General features: G+C 71.4%; 15 protein-coding genes and 1 riboswitch. Of the genes, 7 read left to right on the top strand and 8 right to left on the bottom strand.

The window, feature by feature from the left end; translation table 11 throughout:
• Positions 1–159: 159 nt before the first annotated feature.
• Positions 160–1,752: a metallophosphoesterase gene (locus AB0J06_RS08915; protein ID WP_357426274.1), complete on the bottom strand. Its 1,593-nt coding sequence runs from the start codon at positions 1,750–1,752 to the stop codon at positions 160–162.
• Positions 1,753–1,862: 110 nt separating this feature from the next.
• Positions 1,863–3,041 (bottom strand): PQQ-dependent sugar dehydrogenase, encoded by a 1,179-nt coding sequence (locus AB0J06_RS08920; RefSeq protein WP_357426277.1) that lies wholly within the window; start codon positions 3,039–3,041, stop codon positions 1,863–1,865.
• A gap of 182 nt (positions 3,042–3,223) precedes the next feature.
• Between AB0J06_RS08920 and AB0J06_RS08925 the strand changes: the two genes are divergently transcribed.
• Both AB0J06_RS08925 and AB0J06_RS08930 read left to right on the top strand, forming a co-directional pair.
• Entirely contained in the window at positions 3,224–3,526 is a 303-nt protein-coding gene (locus tag AB0J06_RS08925; protein WP_357426279.1) for an antibiotic biosynthesis monooxygenase, read from the top strand.
• Positions 3,527–3,692: 166 nt separating this feature from the next.
• Positions 3,693–4,349: a VTT domain-containing protein gene (locus AB0J06_RS08930; RefSeq protein WP_357426281.1), complete on the top strand. Its 657-nt coding sequence runs from the start codon at positions 3,693–3,695 to the stop codon at positions 4,347–4,349.
• Positions 4,350–4,479: 130 nt separating this feature from the next.
• Here the strand turns inward: AB0J06_RS08930 and AB0J06_RS08935 are convergent, their stop codons facing one another.
• On the bottom strand, positions 4,480–6,279 hold the full coding sequence (locus tag AB0J06_RS08935; protein WP_357426283.1) for a SpoIIE family protein phosphatase: 1,800 nt from the start codon (positions 6,277–6,279) through the stop codon (positions 4,480–4,482).
• 155 nt (positions 6,280–6,434) lie between these two features.
• Between AB0J06_RS08935 and AB0J06_RS08940 the strand changes: the two genes are divergently transcribed.
• Complete coding sequence (locus AB0J06_RS08940) at positions 6,435–7,361, top strand: 2-hydroxyacid dehydrogenase (protein WP_357426285.1); 927 nt, start codon at positions 6,435–6,437, stop codon at positions 7,359–7,361.
• On the opposite strand, the gene AB0J06_RS08945 is transcribed toward AB0J06_RS08940, so the two are convergent.
• Positions 7,355–7,738, bottom strand: a complete 384-nt coding sequence (locus AB0J06_RS08945; RefSeq protein ID WP_357426287.1) for a PH domain-containing protein — start codon at positions 7,736–7,738, stop codon at positions 7,355–7,357. The genes AB0J06_RS08940 and AB0J06_RS08945 overlap by 7 nt on opposite strands.
• A 358-nt stretch (positions 7,739–8,096) precedes the next feature.
• Here AB0J06_RS08945 and AB0J06_RS08950 point away from each other — a divergent pair, with 358 nt between their 5' ends.
• Entirely contained in the window at positions 8,097–10,595 is a 2,499-nt protein-coding gene (locus tag AB0J06_RS08950; protein ID WP_357426289.1) for an EAL domain-containing protein, read from the top strand.
• Between the two features lie 148 nt (positions 10,596–10,743).
• On the opposite strand, the gene glyA is transcribed toward AB0J06_RS08950, so the two are convergent.
• Both glyA and AB0J06_RS08960 read right to left on the bottom strand, forming a co-directional pair.
• The gene (glyA, locus tag AB0J06_RS08955) at positions 10,744–12,012 is read right to left on the bottom strand and encodes a serine hydroxymethyltransferase (protein WP_357426291.1); all 1,269 of its coding nucleotides are present in this window, start codon (positions 12,010–12,012) and stop codon (positions 10,744–10,746) included.
• A gap of 64 nt (positions 12,013–12,076) precedes the next feature.
• Positions 12,077–12,162: riboswitch (ZMP/ZTP riboswitch) on the bottom strand.
• A 75-nt stretch (positions 12,163–12,237) separates the two neighbouring features.
• Entirely contained in the window at positions 12,238–13,251 is a 1,014-nt protein-coding gene (locus AB0J06_RS08960) for a LacI family DNA-binding transcriptional regulator (RefSeq protein WP_357426293.1), read from the bottom strand.
• 272 nt (positions 13,252–13,523) lie between these two features.
• On the opposite strand from AB0J06_RS08960, the gene AB0J06_RS08965 reads away from it, so the two are divergent.
• Complete coding sequence (locus AB0J06_RS08965; protein ID WP_357426295.1) at positions 13,524–13,676, top strand: hypothetical protein; 153 nt, start codon at positions 13,524–13,526, stop codon at positions 13,674–13,676.
• Positions 13,676–16,126, top strand: coding sequence for a glycoside hydrolase family 2 protein (locus AB0J06_RS08970; protein ID WP_357426507.1), 2,451 nt, complete (start codon positions 13,676–13,678; stop codon positions 16,124–16,126). The genes AB0J06_RS08965 and AB0J06_RS08970 overlap by 1 nt, the downstream gene beginning before the upstream one ends.
• A 310-nt stretch (positions 16,127–16,436) precedes the next feature.
• Here the strand turns inward: AB0J06_RS08970 and AB0J06_RS08975 are convergent, their stop codons facing one another.
• Positions 16,437–17,276, bottom strand: a complete 840-nt coding sequence (locus AB0J06_RS08975) for a hypothetical protein (protein WP_357426297.1) — start codon at positions 17,274–17,276, stop codon at positions 16,437–16,439.
• Between the two features lie 292 nt (positions 17,277–17,568).
• Between AB0J06_RS08975 and AB0J06_RS08980 the strand changes: the two genes are divergently transcribed.
• The gene (locus AB0J06_RS08980; RefSeq protein ID WP_357426299.1) at positions 17,569–18,114 is read left to right on the top strand and encodes a hypothetical protein; all 546 of its coding nucleotides are present in this window, start codon (positions 17,569–17,571) and stop codon (positions 18,112–18,114) included.
• Positions 18,115–18,166: 52 nt separating this feature from the next.
• Here the strand turns inward: AB0J06_RS08980 and ilvD are convergent, their stop codons facing one another.
• Complete coding sequence (ilvD, locus tag AB0J06_RS08985) at positions 18,167–20,026, bottom strand: dihydroxy-acid dehydratase (protein ID WP_357426301.1); 1,860 nt, start codon at positions 20,024–20,026, stop codon at positions 18,167–18,169.
• Between the last annotated feature and the right edge of the window lie 86 nt (positions 20,027–20,112).

Consider the following 20,112-nt stretch of genomic DNA (forward strand, 5'->3'; position numbering starts at 1 on the left):
ATGCTGATGGACCCGGATTCCGCGCTGAGCGACATCAGCGAGGCCAGCGCCAACAACTGACCTGCCGACGCTTTCGGGCCTGCCGACGCCTCGGCATGTGAACACGTCCTTGATCGACCGCCGCCGCCGCGGCCGCGTCAGCGCGCGGCGGCGGCGCGGTCAGCTGCGGGTGGGGGAGGGCGTCGGGGTGCCGCTCGGCGACACCGGATTCTTGTCGTTGATCACGTGCCGCTCCAACGTGACCTGTGACTGCCCGGTGCCCCCCACCTGGATGTCGTCGTACGCCTGCAGCGTCCGCTCCTTGCTGAAATAGAGCACCGACATCGACAGCGGTGTCGGCGCCTCGCCCTCCAGGCCCCGCAGCCCCGCCCCGCCGGTCGAACCCTCGACCAGCAGCCGCGTCGGTGGCGCCCCCGGCACCTGCTTCAGCGTCCGCACCTCGCGTTTGTGGACGTGCCCCGCGAGGACCAGCGGGCAGACGCCGGAGAGCGCCCCGGCCGATTCGGGGTCGTGCACCAGCGCGATGTCCACCGGCTGTCCGGAGGCGCGGATGGTGTTCGCCAGCCGCTCGCCGGTCCCCATCACCTGCTCGGCGGCCGACTTGCTGAGCCCGGAGCCGGCCGGAGAGGTCTCCTTGTCCGGCGTGAACCGGGGGTCGCCGATGCCGGCGATGGTCAGCCCCGCCACGGTGGTCATGGAGTTGTCCAGGACGATCGCGTTGCGCTGACCGGCGACGGTCGCCGCCGTGCGGGCCGAGTCGTGGTTGCCACGAATGAAGATGTAGGGCACCTTCAGCGCTCCGATGGCGCTGACGAATGACCCTTCCGGCTCACTGCCCCAGTCGGTGATGTCGCCGGTGTCGATGACCGCGTCGATGTTGAACTGCTCGACCACGGTGCGGATCATCTGCCAGGCGGTCGGGTTGAGGTGCAGGTCGGAGACCTGCAGCACGCGCTTGGTGCCGGGTGCCGGGTCGTAGAGCGGCAGTGTGGAGACCGTGGTGTAGATCCGGCTGACGTTTCCCACCAACTGCTGCAACTGTTCCGAGTACATGTTGTAGTCGTTGGCGATCCGCCGCGCGTCGCCGACCACCGCCGGCGCGTTGACCAGCAGCCCTTCGTACCGTGGCTCTTCGATCGACTGGGTGCGCAGGGTCAGTCCGGCGATCCCGAGGCTGCCACCGGTGATGATCAGCGCCAGCAACCCCGACCACGCCACCCGGCGGACGTTGCGGAACACGAGCGCGGCAAGGAGCAGAGCGCAGAGTACGGAGACGGCGAGCGTGCGTACGCCGAGCCGGATGATGCCGCGGGTCACGTCCTGCACCGCTGTCTCGCTGGCCCGGGCGATGCCGGCCGGATCGTCGATCAACGCTCTCGTCCGCAGCTGGTCGAGCGTGCCGAGCTGCACGGAAAGATGGACCGGTCCGTCGTGGCTGTCGAGCAGCAGTGAGCCCAGTGGCGGGATGACGACGTCGGTTCCGCCGCTGAGCGACGGTCGGATCGTCATCTCGGCGTTGAACGGGCCGATGTTGGCCTTGGTGTTCGCGCCGAGGAGCACGCCGATGACGACTCCGATGAGGGCGACGGTGAGCACGCTCAGCGCGATCCCGGCCCGGCGGCCGGCTACGGAGCGGCCGGCACGGTTGAGGACGCCGAGGGTGGCGTCGAGCCACTGCCTGGCGGATCTCCGCACGTCAGGGGTCTGTTCAGCTCCGGCGGGGGTCCGCTCTTCGTCTTTGCGTTCCTCCATGTCGAGATCATGCCTGCCCACCGTTGCCGGTGGGCAAACCTGACGCGCCTACGGCGTTTCCGGTCGCCCGCGCCGCGGCCCGGGTGGGGCGGCTCGCCGTGCACGCGGTGCTAGCTCTTGCCGGCCGCCCCGCCGGCGAAGACGAGCCGGATGATCCGGTCGTCGGTGGGGGCGGGCTTGCCGCGGCCGTCGTGGTTCGACGTGGTGATCCAGAGAGAACCGTCGGGCGCGACGACGGCGCTGCGCAGCCTGCCGTACTGGTTGTTGAGGAGCGCGCGGGGCTGTCCCAGGATGCCGCCGGCGGTGGTGAGCTCCATCAGCCAGATCCGCTGGCCGCGCAGGCAGGCGGCGGCGAGCAGGGGGCCGACGATCGCGGCGCCCGAGCAGGAGGATTCGGTGGTACGCCAGACGACGAGCGGGCCGACGAAGCGGTTGTCGGAGCTCTGCCCCTCGACGTCGGGCCAGCCGTAGTTCTTGCCGGGCTCGATCCGGTTGATCTCGTCCCAGCTGTTCTGCCCGAACTCGGTCGCGTAGAGCCGCTTGCTGGCGTCCCACGCGATGCCCTGGACATTGCGATGTCCGAGTGACCAGACCAGCGAGTTGCCGAAGGGGTTGCCCGGGGCGGGCTTCCCGTCGGCGGTCATTCGGAGGATCTTGCCGCCGAGACTCGCCTTGTCCTGGGCGAGGCCGCGCCGGGAGGCGTCGCCGGTGGTGGCGTAGAGGAAGCCGTCCGGGCCGAAGGCCAGCCGGCCGCCGTTATGGATGCCGGAGAGGGGGATGCCGGTGACGATCGGCGTCGGTTCGGCGCCGAGGGTCAGTTTGGAGATCCGGTTGTCCGTGGCCGTCGAGTAGTAGACGAAGACGGTCTTGTCGTCGGCGTACCTCGGTGAGACCGCGATGCCCATCAGGCCTCCCTCGCCGGCCGCGTCGACCTCATCGAGCGTCTGGACGGTGGTGACCTTGAGGCCGTTCGGGCCGGACTCCGGCCCCACCTTGAGGAGCTTGGCGGTGTCGCGCTCGGTCACCAGGGCCGCGCCGTCGGGGAGGAAGGCGACTCCCCATGGCACCCGCAGGCCGGTGGCGAGGACGGTCGCGGCGACCTGCTGGTCGGTGCCGCCACTGCCCTGGCCGGGGCTCGCGGACGGGGTGGCGAAGCGGGGCGGCTCGCCGGCGACGTCGGGGGCGGGGTCGCCGAAGCTGCAGCCGGCGGTCGCGAGAAGCAGCGCCGCGCTGGCGGCGGCGAACGCGCGGATGCGGCTCACGCGACGGTACGGGGGGCGGGCGTTCACCTGACCCAGCCTAACCGCCGCCGCGGTCCCGTCCCGCCCGCGGATGGCGGGAGCGACGCCCCGTCGAGGTGGATCGCGGCGAGGGGTCCGGGTTGACGGAGAAGCCGTATTCGCGCCGCCTGCGGGGAATAGTCTGTCTCCGACGGTGAGCCGTCGACGCTGCGGCACCCGGAGGTGACGGGGTGGTATCGGTAGGCCTGCTCCTGAGGCTGAGGGCGAAGCCCGGTCGGGAGGGCGAGCTGGCGGACCTTCTCCGCGGAGCCCTGCCGCTCGCGATGCAGGAACCGGAGACGACCGTGTGGTTCGCGGTGAAGCTCGACGACTCGACGTACGGCGTCTTCGACGCGTTCCCCACCGAGGATGGCCGGCGGGCGCACCTGGACGGCGCGATCGCGGCGGCGCTGACCGACAAGGCGGGGGACCTGCTGGCGGCGCCACCGGAGATCACGCCCTTCGATGTGCTCGCGGCGAAACTCCCCGACTGACGCGCGGCGACGGCCACCGGGTCGGGTGTGGGCGCGTGGTCGGGCGGGGGCCGGGTCCGCGCGGTCGGCGGAGAGAGCGACAGGAAGCCCGCGTACACTCCCGCTCGTGTCCGGCGTCCACATCGCCGGTCGTGCCCTGTGCAGGGAGTCCCCAGGAGGTCTACTCGTGTCTACGCCCGTGACCACGCTGGCCCTCGGCCCCGACTTCCTGGATCCGACGTGGCTGATCTCGACATTCGGTCTGCTCGGCATCCTCGCGATCGTCTTCGCCGAGTCCGGGCTGCTGATCGGGTTCTTCCTGCCCGGTGACTCGCTGCTCTTCACCGCCGGCCTGCTGACGGCGGACGGGCAGTACATCACGTACCCGCTCTGGCTGGTCTGCCTGTTGATCACGATCGCCGCGATCGCCGGTGACCAGGTCGGCTACCTCTTCGGCCGGCGCGTCGGACCTTCGCTGTTCCGCCGCCCCAACTCGCGGTTGTTCAAGCAGGAAAACCTGATCAAGGCGAACGAGTTCTTCGAGAAGTACGGCGCGCGCTCGATCGTGCTGGCCCGCTTCGTCCCCATCGTGCGGACGTTCACGCCGATCGTCGCCGGGGTCAGCAACATGCGCTACCGGACCTTCGTGATCTACAACGTCATCGGCGGCGTCCTCTGGGGCTGTGGCGTCACGATCCTCGGTTACTTCCTCGGTCAGATCGCCTTCGTCAAGGAGCACATCGAGCTCATCCTCATCGGCATCGTCGTGGTTTCCGTGGTGCCGATCGCCATCGAGTTGCTCCGGGCGCGCTCGAACAGCCGCAAGGACAGCGCCTCCGCATAGCCGGCGGCGAAGATTCTGCCGAATCGTTCCGGGAGTAAGAGGACCTCACCGAGGCGCAGACGGCCGAGGTGGTCGGTGCGCATCGGCACGGTGAACCCCGCGAGTCCCTGATCGCCAGGGGCGCGGTTCGTCAGGGCTGTGTCGTGCGGATGGCGAGCAGCGCGATGTCGTCCTCGCGGCTGTCGGCCTGCCGCAGGAGCGCGTCGCAGAGCTCCCCGGTCGGCAGTTCGGCCGCCGCGCGGAGCCGGTCGCGCAGTTCGGCGATCCCGTCGTCGAGATGGCTCCCGCGCCGCTCCACCAGGCCGTCCGTGTAGAGCAGCAGGGTCGCCCCGGGCTCCAGGACGGTCTCGTGCGTGGTGCGCCGGGTGGCCCCCCAGGTCAGACCGAGCAGCGACTCCGGCTGCCGGTGCAACACCTCGACCTCGCCGTCGGCCCGCAGCACCATCGGCGGGGGATGACCCGCGTTGGTCCAGGAGAGCTGACGCACGCCGCCGTTGTGGTGCACGCGGGCCAGGATCGCGGTGGCCGGCTTGGGGATCCGCAGCCCCCGGATCGTCGCGTCCAGGTGGGCCATGAGCTCACCGACACGGTCCGACCGGCCGTACGCGTTGCCGCGGATCAGGTTGCGCAGCTGACCCATCGCCGCGGCCGCTTCGATGTCGTGTCCCGCCGCGTCGCCGATCGTCGCGATCAGATCGCCGTCGGGTTGCACGAAGGCGTCGTACCAGTCGCCCCCGACCTCGGCGCCCGACGCGGCCGGCTGGTAGCGCGCGTGCAGCTCGAGGTGGGGCGACGTGGGCAGGTCGGTCAGCAGGCTCTGCTGCAGGACCTCCGCGACGTGCCGCTGTTCGCCGTACATCCGGGTGTTGTCGACCGCGAGGCCCGCGCGGCGGCCGATGTCGAGCGCCGTGCGCACGTCCGCGTCGGTGAAAGCCTCCCGGTCGGCGCCCTTGACCAGGCTGATCGTGCCGAGCACGGTGCCGCGCACGGGCGCGGTGATCGGCACCGTGACGTGGGAGGCGTAGCCCATCCTGGCGGCGAGCTCGGGCATCTCCGGACCGAGGGTGCGGTTCCGCATGCCGCGGAGTTCGGCGTTGCGGTCCAGCACCGGCTGGCCGGTGCGGAGCACCGTGCGGGTGATCGCGGACTGGTCCAGTTGGCTGCGCATCAGCGTGGAGAACCGGGACACGTCCTCGGCACGTCGCGGATCGTGGTGCGCGGAGGCCACGTGCCGCAGGGTGCCGCGCGGGCCGACGATGTTGACCACGCACCAGTCGGCGAGGCGGGGGACGACGGCGGCGGCGAGCCGGGCGAGCGCGTCCTCGATGTCGAGGGTGCCGACGAGCGTCTCAGTGAGATCGGCGAGCATGCTGAGCTGCGCGTGCGCCTCCTCGGCCCGCCGCCGCGCGGCCTCCGCCTGGTCGAGCGTGATGCGCAGCCGGAGTTCGGACGAGCAGGCCGCGGCGAGGTCGGCGAGGGTCGTCAGCTCTGCTGACGTCCACTCGCGCGGTCGGCCGTCCACGGCGGCAAGCGCCCCGAGGGTGCGTCCTTCGAGGTCGGTCAGGGGCATGCCGGCGTACGCCACGATGCCGAGCCCGCCCACCGGCTGCTCGTCGGGGATCTCCGTGTCGAGCCGGATATCGGAGAGCACGACCGGTTGCCCGCGCTCGACCACATGCCGGCACGGTGAGTGCGACAGCGGCCGCTGCCGCAGCCGGTCCGACGGCGCCGGCAGCCCGGCCGCGCCGGGGAAGAACTGTCGGTCGTGGGCGACCAGCGAGACGAGGGCGACGGGCACATCGAGCACGTCGCGCACGAGCCGGGCGAACCGCTCCAGTGCCTCGTCGGTGCCGCCGCCCGTGTCCAGCCCGGTCTGGCGGAGCGCACGCAGCCGGGCAGGATCGCTGAGCGCGTCCGAGTTCACCGCCATCGAGCACCTTGTTTCGCCGAACGCCAGGGGGAGGGTGTGAGTCGCATCGTCAGGCTACCCGTCGGGGCGACGCGGGTGACGTGCGGCGATCTGCCCTTTTCGTACCGCCTTCGGGACTCGCTCTGCGCCACCCGGTCCGACTATCGTCGGCTTTCGTGAAGGTGTGGATTCCGCACGAGCAGGGGCTCCCGCTGCTCGGCGCGCTGCCGGACGGCGTGACGATCGAGGTCGTGCCCCGCCCGGACCTGCTCGACGTCGACCCGACCGGGGTGCGGTTCTGGGTGCCGCCGTTCCTGACCCAGGCCGAGTCGGTGCACGTGGCCGGCAAGCTCCCGGACCTGGCGGTGGTGCAGCTGCTCTCCGCCGGCGCCGACGTGTGGACGGGGCGCCTGCCCGAGGGCGTGCTGCTGTGTGACGCACGCGGAGTGCACGACTCACCCACCGCCGAGTGGGTGGTCGCGGCGGTCCTGTCCCACCTGCGGGCCTTCCCCGGGTTCATCCGGGCCCAGGCCCGGCGCGAGTGGTCGTACGGCGACTTCGCGCCGACCGATGAACTCGCCGGCAAACGGGTGCTGATCGTCGGCGCCGGCTCGATCGGCGCGGCGCTGCGTGCCCGACTGACGCCGTTCGAGGTCGAGTTGACGCTGGTGGCCCGCACCGCCCGGCCGGCGGAGGGCGTGCACGGCGTCGACGACCTCCCGGCGCTGCTGCCGTCGGCCGACATCGTCGTGCTGATCGTGCCGCTGACCGGCGAGACGCGCGGGATGGTCGACCGTGGCTTCCTGGCCGCGATGCCGGACGGGGCGCTCCTGGTCAACGCGGCCCGCGGCCCGGTGGTCGACACGGCGGCGCTGGTCGCCGAGGTCTCGACCGGGCGGCTCGGCGCGGCGCTCGACGTGACCGACCCGGAGCCACTCCCCGGTGACCATCCGCTGTGGACGTTGCCCAATGTGCTGATCACGCCGCATGTGGGCGGCTCGGTGCGCGGACTGTTGCCGCGGGCGTACCGGCTCGCCGGCGAACAGTTGCGACGGTTCGCCGCGGGGCGGCCGCTGATCAACCAGGTCGTCAACGGCTACTGAGCATCGGGGGTGTCGCTGATGTGCTGGCCGGCCGCCCCGATGAGCCGCGGCAGGTCGGTGGCGCGGACGGCCGGCAGCACGATGGCGCGTCCGTCGGTGAGGCGCGCGACCGCCCGGCCGCGGGCGTCGGGACCGAGTTCGGCGACCTCGGGCCACGGGATCCGGTGCGAGCCGGCCAACGCCCGCAGGCGTAGGCCCTCGCTGTCGGCATCGGTGCCGGCGCGCCAGGCCCAGACCGCCACGGTGAGCGGGATGAGCAGCACCGGCAGGAGGTACCAGCGCGCGGAGGCGAGCGGAAGCGCGCCGATCAGGGCGACGATGGCGGCGACCAGAATCGCCTGGGGGGGACGGAACCGGACAACGCGCGTGGTGCTCACCGGGTCATCCTTCCATCCGGGCCGGTTCGGATGGTCGCCGCCCTTACAGACTGAATCCGCCGTCCGGCAAGAGCACTTTTGGGCGAATGTTCACCGTAACCCGCGTAGCGTACTGTTCGTTGAGTCTTCACAGGCGTGGTCTCGTCCCTGCCTCGTCGTCCCGTACCGCCCTCTGTCCCCTCCTCCGCGAAGGTGACCACCGGCTGTGTCAGCGGCAGTTCCTGATCGCGATCAAGCCCGGGATACCGCCTCCCGGGCCGTAGACATCGCGGCATCGACATCGGCGGGCGCGATTCTTCTTGCCGGTTTCCTCGGCTTCCTGCCGCCCGTCGTCGCGACCGCCGTCGCATCCGGGATCGTGGCGTTGCTGGTCGGCGTACGACTGATCCGACTCGCCGTCACCATTCGACGGGTCTACGGCACCCGCTACGGCACGTGCCGCGGCGCCGGGCTCCTCGGGATCGGTGTGCTGGTCGGCGGCCTTGCCGTCGCCGCCCTGCCGCTGGCCGTCCCGACGGCCCGGGCGTTGGTCGCCGTGGTCGGGCTGGCCGGCGCCGTGCTCGCCTTCCTGATGGGCATCCTGCTGCTGCCCGGCGCCGCGACCACCGTCGCGACCCGGGTTCGGCGCGGCTTCGACGGCCTCAGCATCGGCATCACGCTCGCCTTCGCCGCCTGGTTGGTGCCGCCGACCGGTCCGATGCCGCCCGAGGCCCTGGCCGCCGGTCTGCTGGTCGCGGCCGGGCTCTCCGTGGTCACCGTCACCGCCCTGCGGGCCGCGCGCTACCGCCCGGCGGTGCTGCTCTCCGGGTCGGGTTCGGGCATCGCGATGCTCGGGCTCACCGCGATGGCCATGCTCCTCGCCTACGGCGTCGCGTCGTGGACATTGCTCGTCGCCGCGGTCCCGCTCGTGGTCGGGCCGTTGCTCATCTCGACGGGCGCGCACCGCGCCCCCGCCGGCCCGCCCCCGCCGTCGACGATCGAGGCTGAGTCGCGCCTCTCCGCCTACCCGTTGCTCAGCGTCCCCGCGATGGTCGCCACGCTGGCCGCGCTCTACCACCTGCTGACGGTCGGCGAGTTCGACCACACCTCGATCGTGCTGGGACTGGCGGGGATTCCGGCGATGGTGGTGCGTGAGGTGCTGTCCGCGATGGACATCCGGAGCTACGCCCGGCGGCTGGCGCAGCAGGAGGCGCACTTCCGCTCGATGGTCTCCGGCGGCAACGACCTGACGATGGTGGTCGGCGATGATCTGCTGGTGCGTTGGCAGTCGCCGGCCGCGGCCCGGCTGTTCGGGCTCGCGGACGCCGATGTGATCGGGCGCTCGTTCGGCGAGCTGATGCACCCCGACGACGCGGCCGACGTGACCACGCTGCTCACCGGGGTGCTGGCTCAGCGGGAGCAGGTCTCGGACGGGCGCACGCAACTCGTGGCGGCGCGGCTGCGCGACGGACACGGAGCCTGGCGTGACACCGAGTCCACCATCAGCGACCAGCGTGCCGTGCCGGAGGTGGGCGCCCTGGTCGTGCACATGCGCGACGTGGGGGAGCGCCGGCGGCTGGAGCGAACCCTGCATCAGCTGGCCTTCACCGACCAGCTCACCGGCCTGGCCAACCGGCGTGAGCTGATGCGCACGGTCGTCACCCAGCGGGCGGTGCCCGGCCACGGTGGCGCCCTGCTCGTCATCGATCTGCACGGGATGGCCGGGATCAACGACGTCCGCGGACGGGAGGTCGGCGACGCGGTGCTGATCGAGGTCGGCCGTCGGCTGCGCACCACGGTCGGCTCCGACGACGTCGCCGCCCGCCTCTCCGGTGACGAGTTCGCCATCATCACGGTGGAGGGACCGGTGATGGCGTACGCCCTGGCCACCAAGCTGCTCACCGCGCTCACCGAGCCCTATCAGCTGCCCGGCGCGATCGTTCATCTGCACGTCAGCATCGGGTTGGCCGAGGTCGCCGGCGGGGACAGCGTCGACGACGTGCTGCGCCGCGCCGACCTCGCCCGCCGCCGTGCCCGGCAGCTGGGGCGCAACCGCGTCGAGTGGTACGACGCCTACATGGAAGAGCAGCTCATCCGGCGGATGGATCTCGAACGGGAGCTTCCCGGCGCGGCCGAGCGGGGCGAGCTCGATCTGGTCTACCAGCCGGTGCTCGGGTTGGACGACGGTCGGCCGGTGGGCGTCGAGGCGTTGCTGCGCTGGCGCAGCCCGATGCTGGGCACCGTCCTTCCCAACGAACTGCTGCCGGTCGCCGAGGACCTCGCGCTGATCGACGAGGTCGGCAAGTGGGTGCGGCAGCGGGCCTGCCGGCAGCTCGCCGCCTGGTCGCACAGCGGGCACGACCTCTGGATGGCGGTCAACGTCTCGCAGCGGGAGTTGGCCGCCCCCGACTTCGTCAGCGCCGTGGCCGCCACGCTCGCCGCGCACCGGATCGCCCCCGAGCGGTTGGTCGTGGAGATCGCCGAGTCGCGGGTCGCCGCCGACGTGCCGTCGGTGGTCACCCAGCTCGCGGGGCTGCGGGCCCTGGGCGTACGGACGGCGCTGGACGACTTCGGCGCGGGTCAGGCCTCGCTGGCCCAGCTCCGGCGCCTGCCCGTCGACATTCTCAAGATTGACCGGGCGCTGGTCGCCGATCCCGCCGACCGGCGCGGGCCCAGCAAACCGTTGATCGACGTGGTGGTCAGCCTCGGCCGTCGCCTCGGTCTGGAGATCCTCGCCGAAGGGCTGGAGTCGACCGCCCAGGTCGACCAGGCACGGGAAGCGGGGTGCCGGTTCGCGCAGGGCTTCGCGCTCGCCCGCCCGGCGCCCGCGGAGCGGATCGAGGCGTTCCTGGCGGATTTCCAGACGCCCTCGGTCTGAACGCCGTCCGGTGTGGACGGTGGCGGTGGCGGGATGTCCCGGCGTTCAGTCAGGACCCGGCCACCGCCAAGGGTTTTCTCACCCCCGGCGGCGGCCGCGTCGCTGGTAAACCGATCATCGCCCCTACCGGCGGACGATCGTCGGGATGTCAGGCCCCGGCGTACCCCGGCATGGGATAGCCGGCGAGCAGGTCGCTCACCTCGCCGGCGATGCGGGTCAGCGCCGCCTCGTCGTCCTTGACGGCGGCGGTCACCGCGTCGTCCATCCACGCCGCCACCTGTGGCATCTGCTCCTCGGTGAGGCCACGCGTGGTCAGGGCCGCCGTGCCGAGGCGGATGCCCGACGGGTCGAACGGCTTGCGGGTGTCGTACGGGACGGTGTTGTAGTTGAGCTCGATGCCCGCCCGGTCCAGCGCCTGCGCCGCCGGCTTGCCGGCGACACCCTTGCTGCTGAGGTCGGCGAGGATGAGGTGGTTGTCGGTGCCGCCGGAGGAAAGCTCGAAGCCGCGCTCCAGCAGTGCCGCGGCCAGCGCCTTGGCGTTGGCGACCACCTGGTGCGCGTAGCGGCGGAAGTCGGCGGTCGCCGCCTCCTTGAGCGCCACGGCGATGGCGGCGGTGGTGTGGTTGTGCGGGCCGCCCTGCAGGCCCGGGAAGACCGCCTTGTCGATCGCGTTGGCGTGCTGCGCCGTACTCATGATCATGGCGCCGCGCGGGCCGCGGAGGGTCTTGTGGGTCGTGGTCGTGATGACGTCGGCGTACCCGACCGGCGAGGGGTGCGCGCCGCCGGCGATCAGACCGGCGATGTGCGCGATGTCGGCGACCAGCACGGCGTCGATCTCCTCGGCGATCTGCGCGAAGCCGGGGAAGTCGATGGTGCGCGGTACGGCGGTGCCGCCGCAGAAGATCACCTTCGGCCGCTCGCGCAGCGCGATCTCACGCACCTCGTCGAGGTCGATCCGGCCGGTCTCCCTGGCCACGTTGTAGCGGACCGGGTTGAACCACTTGCCGGTCGCCGAGACCGACCAGCCGTGGGTGAGGTGCCCGCCCATCGGCAGCGCCATCCCCATCACGGTGTCGCCCGGGGAGAGGAACGCCAGGTAGACGGCGAGGTTGGCGGGGGAGCCGGAGTAGGGCTGGACGTTGGCGTGGTCCACCCCGAAGACCGCCCGCGCGCGCTCGATGGCGAGCGTCTCGATCGGGTCGATGAACTGCTGCCCCTCGTAGTAGCGCTTGCCCGCGTAGCCCTCGGAGTATTTGTTGGTCAGCACCGTGCTGCTCGCCTCGAGCACCGCGGTGGAGACGTAGTTTTCCGACGCGATCATCCGCAGCTTGTCGTGCTGCCGCCGCGCTTCCTGCTCGATGAGGCCGGCCACCTGCGGGTCCGCGGCGGTCAGGCTGGGGATCGGGGGTACGTGCACGAGCGTCCTCCTGGCATGTCGGCGTTTGCCGGCCGGGAACCTGGCCGGGCAAGACGGCCCTGTCGACGTGCACCCAGGCGCGCGGTGCACGATCTGTGGTCGCTCCCCGGTGGTCTGTTCCACCTCGCTGCGCCAGTCGCGTAACCGTCCTGATCGTAGCGGTCCCGTCGGCGGCGGTCGGCACTCCGTCCGGGCCCGCCGGACCGGGCGCCTGCGCGGAACGGGTCAGCGGGGCGGCCCCGTGCTGCCGCGCGGCTTCAGGTGAGCGGTGTCATCCTGATACGCGCCGATGGGCTCGCCCGCGATGGCGGCGAGGAGTTGGCGGGCGGCGTGCGCACCGTACGCGGGGATGTCGCGACCGAGCGCGGTCAGCGGCGGGTGGACCAGCTGGCACAGCGGTGAGTCGTCCCAGGCGACGATCGACAGGTCGCCGGGGACGGCCAGCCCCATCTCCTGGGCCACGGCCAGGCCGGCGATCGCCATCACGTCGTTGTCGTAGATCACCGCCGTGGGCCGCGCGGCGGAGCTGAGCAGCCGGCGGGTGGCCCGCGCCCCCTGCTCGCCGGTGTAGTCCGAGGGGACCGTGACCGACTCGACCAGGTCGAGGCGTTCGCAGATCCCGGCGAAGGCGTGGGTGCGGATCTGGGTGTGCAGCAACTCGGGCAGGCCGCCGACCCGGGCGATCCGCCGGTGGCCGAGGGTGAACAGGTATTCGACGGTCTCGACGAGCGCCGCGGCGTCGTCGGACCAGACGCTGGCGAGCCCGCCGGTGTGCCCCGGTCCGCCGATCACCACGGCGGGGAGTTGCAACTCCTCCAGCACCGCGACCCGCTGGTCGTCGATGCGCAGGTCGCAGAGGAACACCCCGTCGACCCGGTGCTCGCCCCACCAGCGGCGGTAGACCGCGATCTCCGCCGTCGGGTCCGCGACGACCTGCAGCGTCAGCGCGTACGACCGCGCGGAGAGCTCGGCCTCGACGCCGCTGATCAGCTCCATGAAGAACGGTTCGATGCCGAGGATGCGGGCCGGGCGGCAGAGCGCCAGCCCCACGGCGTTGGCGCTCGCGCCGGAGAGGGCGCGGGCGGCGCTGTTGGGGTTGAAGCCGATTTCCTCGGCGATGGCCAGGATGCGCTGCCGGGTCGCCTCGGAGACGCCGGGCTGACCGTTGAGGGCGTACGAGACGGCGCCCTTGGAGACGCCGGCGCGGAGTGCGATGTCCGCGATCGTCGGCCGTTTCACCGGCGCTCCTTTGCGTTGACTGGACCGGGACGCGATCCGGGGCCTTCACGCTACCCCCGGGCGCGCGGGCCACCCGTTACGCGGCGCGCCCGGTCGGAGTTGTCTTGCTCGGTTAAGTAGATCGTCTGGAGCCTGTGGGCTCCGGTCACGAACCGGCCCAGCGACCTCGTCGACCCGCCATTGACACCCCGATGACCCGCCCGTACGGTGGCCCCACTTATCCGGTTCAGTCGATTCTCCTCGATGTTGGGAGCGATTCGAATCCTCCGGAGGTGGCGATCTTCGATCTGGCCAGTGGCAACTACGTGCTCTACCGCAGAGTCCTCGCCGGTGCCCTGGTGGCGACGTTGCCGCTGCTCATCATGCTCTTCGTCGGCGGCCGCCAGATCGTCCGCGGAATCATGGAAGGCGCGGTGAAGTCGTGATCGACCGGAGACCCCTGCACGACGGCTGGCAACTGCGCGCCCTGCCCGGGCCGCAGCTCCCCGCCCGGCTCGCGGGCGCCGTGGTCCCGGCGACCGTGCCGGGCTGCGTCCACACCGACCTGCTCGCCGCCGGGCTCATCCCCGACCCCTACCTCGACGACAACGAGCTGGGGCTGGCCTGGATCGGGCGCACCGACTGGTGCTACGAGACCACCTTCCGGTGGGACGGCTCCGACGACCCCCGGGTCGACCTGGTCTGCGCCGGGCTCGACACGATCGCCACCGTCACGCTCAACGACGTGCCGCTCGGCAGCACCGCCAACATGCACCGCGGTTACCGGTTCGACGTCCGGGCGGCGCTCCGCGGCGGCGACAACGTGCTGCGGGTCCGGTTCGACTCCGCCTACCGCTACGCCGAAGAGCTGCGGGACCGGCTGGGGGAGCGCCCCAACGCCTACCCGGACCAGCCGTTCAACTTCATCCGGAAGATGGCCTGCAACTTCGGCTGGGACTGGGGACCGACCCTGGTCAGCGCGGGCATCTGGCAGGAGATCGGGCTGGAGAGCTGGCGCGGTGGGCGCCTCGCCACCGTCCGCCCCCTGGTCACGGTCGCCGACGGCGAGGGGCGGGTCGAGGTGCACGTCGAGGTCGAGCGGGAGAGCGACGAGCCGCTCACCGTCGCCGCCGCCGTCGCCGGCGTCCACGCCGAAGCGGTCATCGCGCCGGGGCAACGCACGGCCGTCGTCGCGCTCACCGTCCGCGACCCCGCGCTGTGGTGGCCGCGGGGGTACGGCGACCAGCCACGCCACCCGCTCGACGTGACGCTGCGCGGGGCCGACGGTGGCGCGCTCGACGCGTGGCGGCGGCGGATCGGCTTCCGCTCCGTGCGGCTGGACACCACACCCGACGAGGCCGGGACGCCGTTCACGGTGGTCGTCAACGACGTGCCGGTCTTCGTCCGCGGGGTCAACTGGATTCCCGACGACGTCTTCGTCACCCGGGTCGACCGGTCGCGCTACGCCGAGCGGCTCGCCCAGGCGTGCGAGGCCAACGTCAACCTGCTGCGGATCTGGGGCGGCGGGCGCTACGAGTCGGCGGACTTCTACGAACTCGCCGACGAGCTGGGGCTGATGGTGCAGCAGGACTTCCTCTTCGCCTGCGCGGCCTACCCGGAGGAGGAGCCGCTCGCCGGTGAGGTGGCGGCGGAGGCACGCGAACAGGTCGTACGGCTCGCCAGCCATCCCAGCCTCGTGCTGTGGACCGGCAACAACGAGAACATCTGGGGCTGGCACGACTGGCGTTGGCAGGAGCGGTTGGTCGACCGGTCCTGGGGCGCCGGCTACTACTTCGACCTGCTGCCGGGGATCGTCGGCGAGTTGGACCCGACCCGACCGTACTGGCCGGGCAGCCCCTGGTCCGGCCGGGACGACGTGCACCCCAACGATCCCGCGCACGGCAGCACGCACATCTGGGACGTCTGGAACGCGGACGACTACCTGCGCTACCGCGAACACGTGCCGCGCTTCGTCGCCGAGTTCGGCTACCAGGCGCCCCCGGCGTACGCGACGCTGCGCCGGGCGTTGCGTGACGAGCCGCTGGCGTCGGACTCGCCGGGCATGCGCCACCACCAGAAGGCGATCGACGGCGACCTCAAGCTCCAGCGTGGACTCGACGCCCACCTGTCGGCGCCGGCCGACTTCGACGACTGGCACTACCTCACCCAGCTCAACCAGGCGCGGGCGGTCGCGGTGGGGATCGAGCACTTCCGCTCGCACCGCCCGGTCTGCATGGGCACGATCATGTGGCAGCTCAACGACTGCTGGCCGGTGACGTCCTGGGCCGCGGTCGACGGCGACGGGCGACGAAAGCCCCTCTGGTACGCGCTGCGCCGGGTCTACGCCGACCGGCTGCTCACCATCCAACCCCGCGACGGCGGCCTCGCCCTCGTCGTCGTGAACGACGGCGGTTCGCCGTGGCGGGACGAGGCGGCGGTGACCCGGCTGACGCTCGACGGCTCGCCGCGGGCCAAGGCGGCGTTCGAGCTGGACGTCGCGCCGCACTCCACCGTCACCCTGCCGCTCCCCGCGGACGTCGTGCTCGCCGACGAGCCGCGACGCGAGCTGTTGCTCGCCGAGGGCGGAACCGAACGGGCCTGGTGGTTCTTCGCCGAGGACCGGGGGATCGCCTACCCGCCGGCGGAGTACGACGCGACCGTCGAGCCGGCTCCCGGAGGACTCCGGGTGACGGTCACCGCCCGCACCGTACTGCGGGATCTGACCCTCTTCGCCGACCGGCTCGACCCGGCGGCGCTGGTCGACCAGGCGTTGGTCACGCTCCTGCCCGGCGAGTCGACCACCTTCACCGTCCGCACCGCCGCGCCGCTCGACCACGGGGCGCTGACCACGAAGCCGGTGCTCCGCTGCGTCAACGACCTCCGCCCCGCCGGCTGAGGGTGAGCGGTCGGCGTCATGGCGACAGGTGGTGCTAGGGGAAATCGGGGTTCCGCATGTTGGCGTGGCGCTTGTCGCGCAGGGCATGCAGCGCCTGGGCGTAGGTGGGGTGGTCCGCGCATTGCAGGCAGCGCAGCGTGGAGGCGCAGCGCGGGCGCCAGTGTGTGGAGCGCTTGAACGTCAGCAGCCCGATCGCGCTTGCATTCCTTGAACCCGCGAGGATGGGGAACACGCGACTGGGCGAGTAACAGAATGAGTGACGGTCGAGACGCCGATCTGGCGATCAACGCGGTAGGTCGGACGTCGCGCGTCAGCGTTTCGGCGGCACGAGGTAACGGGTCAGGTTGGTGACCTTGGCGCACGCCGTCGCGTACCTCGTGCCCTTGCCGTGCAGCGTAAAGAGCGCGACGACGAACCGGTTGTTCCGTCCCGTCGTGCCGGTCGTGTGCAGGGCGTCGCTCCGCAGGTCCAGCCCGGGGATCTTCGCCCGGGACGGCGGGTTGCCGCCGAACCCCGACCAGCCCTGTTTGACCGCCCGCGGCGCGGCGAAGGTCAGCAGCCCGAACTTCTGATTGAACCCGTCGCCCGCTCTGGTGGTGGCCTGGCTCAGGTTCCCCATGATGAAATCCCGGACCGGCCTGCGCGCCGAGTCCAGGATGAACCGGTAGATGCGGACGACGTCCTCGGCGCTGATGCCCACGTACCCCCACCATCCGCGCAGCGACGACGGTGGCGGCACCGTGTTCCGCAGTTTCAGCCGCTTCGCCATGCGCAGCGCCACGTTGCGGTTCCCGCCGCGGTTCCAGAAGTAGGTCGCGGCGCCGTCGTTGCTGCTGCGCAGCATCGACGTCAGCCGGCTGCGGTCCTTCGCGCTCAACCTGCCGGGGTCGCGGGTCCACAGTTGGTCGAGCGCGATGAGCAGTTTCACCACGGACGCGGAGCGGAATCGTGTCGTGCTGTTGCGTCGCTCGGTGAACCTGCCGGTCTGGCGGTCGAAGACCGCGTAGCCGACCGTCATTCCGGCGGTCGCGCTGCGCGGCGGGGCGGCGGCTGTGGGACGGGCCGGGGCGAACAACGCGATGGCGGCGCCCATGACGAGCGTCAGCGTTATCCGGAGGCAGACATCGCGACGCGGACGGGGCGCGGTCATCACACTCCACCCCCGATTGTTCAGGTCGCCTGCCGTCCATAGCGGTCGGCAGTCGGCGTACCTGAGAAGAACTCGCGATTGCCGATGCGCTGCCGCTCCCGGTGTCTCTTCCGGTTCGAACCGCAGCAGGTTCCGCTGACAGCCGAAATCCTCAGGCTGCCTTCGCTCCATGCCGATCCAGGACATTGCGCGGACGGTCATGGACGGCTGGGTCTCGATCCGTTACCCCGACGGTTCGTGGCGTTCCCGCGCACGACGTTCGCCCCCGAACTACGCAATGGAAGGAACCCTGATGGGATCTCCCGTCCCGTACGGTCGTGTTCTGGCCCCTGCGATCGCTGTCCTCACCGCGCTTGTCGTCCTGGTCGGTACTCCATCGCAGGCGTCCGCCGCGATGAGCTACAAGCAGATGCAGAACCGCGCGCAGAGCGCGATGAACTCGGCCGTGCCGTACGCCTGGCGCAAGGCTCTGCCGAACGTGAAGGTCGTCAGCGTCATCGGCGGATACTCGTCGTACTCCACCCGCTACCGCGGCATCAAGATCGGCACCTATCACGCGCAGCGTCCGTGGTCGAACCTGAAGTCGGTGATGGCGCACGAGTTCGCGCACCACATCGCGTTCCACTACGGCTCGCGGCGCTCCTACGGCGCGCCGCCGACCGGCTTCCCGCAGGCGACCCGCTCCACCGTCGAGACCTGGGCGGACTGCGTGGCGACCGCGCTCACGGGTACCAGATACAGGTACGGCAACGTGCCGCCCTGCAACGCCAGGGCGCTGGCCTGGACCAAGGCATGGCTGAAGAAGGGCCCGAGTGGGCACCGGCGCACTCTGCGTTGACGCGTGAGCAGCGGCACCCCGACAGGTTCGGGGTGCCGCTGTCGCATGGTGGTTACTCCGGGACGCGGCGGTAGGCGCCGTCGCTGGCCGAGGTCGCCATCGAGGCGTACGCGCGCAGCGCGGCGGAGACCGGACGCTGCCGGTCGACCGGGGTGTACGGCCGGTCCCGCTTCTCCTGCGCGATCCGGCGCGCCTGGAGCACCTCGTCGGAGACGTTGAGCTGGATCGAGCGGGTCGGGATGTCGATGACGATCTCGTCGCCCTCTTCGACCAGCGCGATCGTGCCGCCGGAGGCCGCCTCCGGTGAGACGTGCCCGATCGACAGGCCGGACGTGCCGCCGGAGAAGCGCCCGTCGGTGATCAGGGCGCAGGCCCGACCGAGCCCGCGCCCCTTGAGGTACGAGGTCGGGTAGAGCATCTCCTGCATGCCGGGGCCGCCCTTGGGTCCCTCGTAGCGGATCACCACGACATCCCCGGCGACGATCCGCTTACCGAGGATCGCCTCGACCGCCGCGTCCTGCGACTCGAAGACCTTGGCCGGGCCACGGAAGGACAGGCACTCCTCGGGAACGCCGGCGGTCTTCACGACGGAGCCCTCGGGCGCGAGGTTGCCGGAGAGGATGGCGAGCCCCCCGTCGGCGGAGTAGGCGTGGGCGATGTCGCGGATGCAGCCGCCCGCGGCGTCGGTGTCCAGCGTCGACCAGCGGTTGGTGGTGGAGAAGGGCTGGGTGGTGCGCACCCCGCCGGGCGCGGCGTGGAAGAGTTCGACGGCCTCGGGCGTGGGCGAGCCGCCGCGCACGTCCCAGTCGGCCAGCCACTGCGTCAGCGTCGGCGAGTGCACCGAGTGCACGTCGCGGTGGAGCGCGCCGGCCCGGTCGAGCTCGCCGAGCAGCGCGGGAATGCCGCCGGCCCGGTGCACGTCCTCCATGTGGAATATCTGGGTGGCAGACGCGCTGTTCGGGGCCACCTTCGCCAGGCAGGGCACCCGGCGGGAGATCGCGTCGATGTCGGCCACGTTGAAGTCCAGTTCGGCCTCGCGGGCCGCGGCGAGCAGGTGCAGCACGGTGTTGGTGGAGCCGCCCATCGCCACGTCGAGCGCGACGGCGTTCTCGAACGCCGACTTGGAGGCGATGGAGCGGGGCAGCACGGAGGCGTCGTCCTCGTCGTACCAGCGCTTGGCGATCCGCACCGCGGTCCGCCCGGCCTCCTCGAACAGCGCCCGGCGCGCGGCGTGGGTCGCCAGGACCGAGCCGTTGCCCGGCAGGGCGAGACCGATCGCCTCGGTGAGGCAGTTCATCGAGTTGGCGGTGAACATGCCGGAACACGACCCGCAGGTCGGGCAGGCCGAGCGCTCGATCTCGCTGAGCTGCTCGTCCGTGACCGACTCGTTCGAGGAGGCGATCATCGCGTCGATCAGGTCGAGCTTGGCGTGCACGACGCCCTCGATGGCGACGGTCTTGCCGGCCTCCATCGGGCCGCCGGAGACGAAGACGGTCGGGATGTTGAGCCGCAGCGCGGCGAGGAGCATCCCGGGCGTGATCTTGTCGCAGTTGGAGATGCAGACCAGGACGTCCGCGCAGTGCGCGTTGACCATGTATTCGACCGCGTCGGCGATCAGCTCACGGCTGGGCAGCGAGTAGAGCATGCCGCCGTGGCCCATGGCGATGCCGTCGTCGACCGCGATGGTGTTGAACTCCCGGCCGACGCCGCCGGCCTCGGCCACGGCGTCGGCGACCAGGCCGCCCATGTCCTTGAGATGCACATGCCCCGGTACGAACTGGGTGAAGCTGTTGGCGATGGCGACGATCGGCTTGCCGAAATCGTCGTCGGTCATCCCGGTGGCCCGCCACAGGGCCCGGGCGCCGGCCATCATCCGGCCGTGCGTGGAGGTCTTCGACCGCAGTTCAGGCATACGCTCAGTGTTGCACCGACCGCCCTGGTACGGCTGGCGTGACAGGTGTCCCGTCCACCACTCGGGACGCCGGTCGATGCGTGGTT

Origin of the sequence: Micromonospora sp. NPDC049679 (assembly GCF_040659735.1) — a bacterium.
In the GTDB taxonomy this organism is placed as follows: domain Bacteria; phylum Actinomycetota; class Actinomycetes; order Mycobacteriales; family Micromonosporaceae; genus Micromonospora_I.

Bases quoted from the DNA above. Each gene is read 5' to 3' on its own strand.
- AB0J06_RS08975 (WP_357426297.1), bottom strand. From the start codon at position 17,276: ATGACCGCGCCCCGTCCGCGTCGCGATGTCTGCCTCCGGATAACGCTG.
- AB0J06_RS08915 (WP_357426274.1), bottom strand. From the start codon at position 1,752: ATGGAGGAACGCAAAGACGAAGAGCGGACCCCCGCCGGAGCTGAACAG.
- AB0J06_RS08980 (WP_357426299.1), top strand. From the start codon at position 17,569: ATGGGATCTCCCGTCCCGTACGGTCGTGTTCTGGCCCCTGCGATCGCT.
- AB0J06_RS08935 (WP_357426283.1), bottom strand. From the start codon at position 6,279: ATGGCGGTGAACTCGGACGCGCTCAGCGATCCTGCCCGGCTGCGTGCG.
- ilvD (WP_357426301.1), bottom strand. From the start codon at position 20,026: ATGCCTGAACTGCGGTCGAAGACCTCCACGCACGGCCGGATGATGGCC.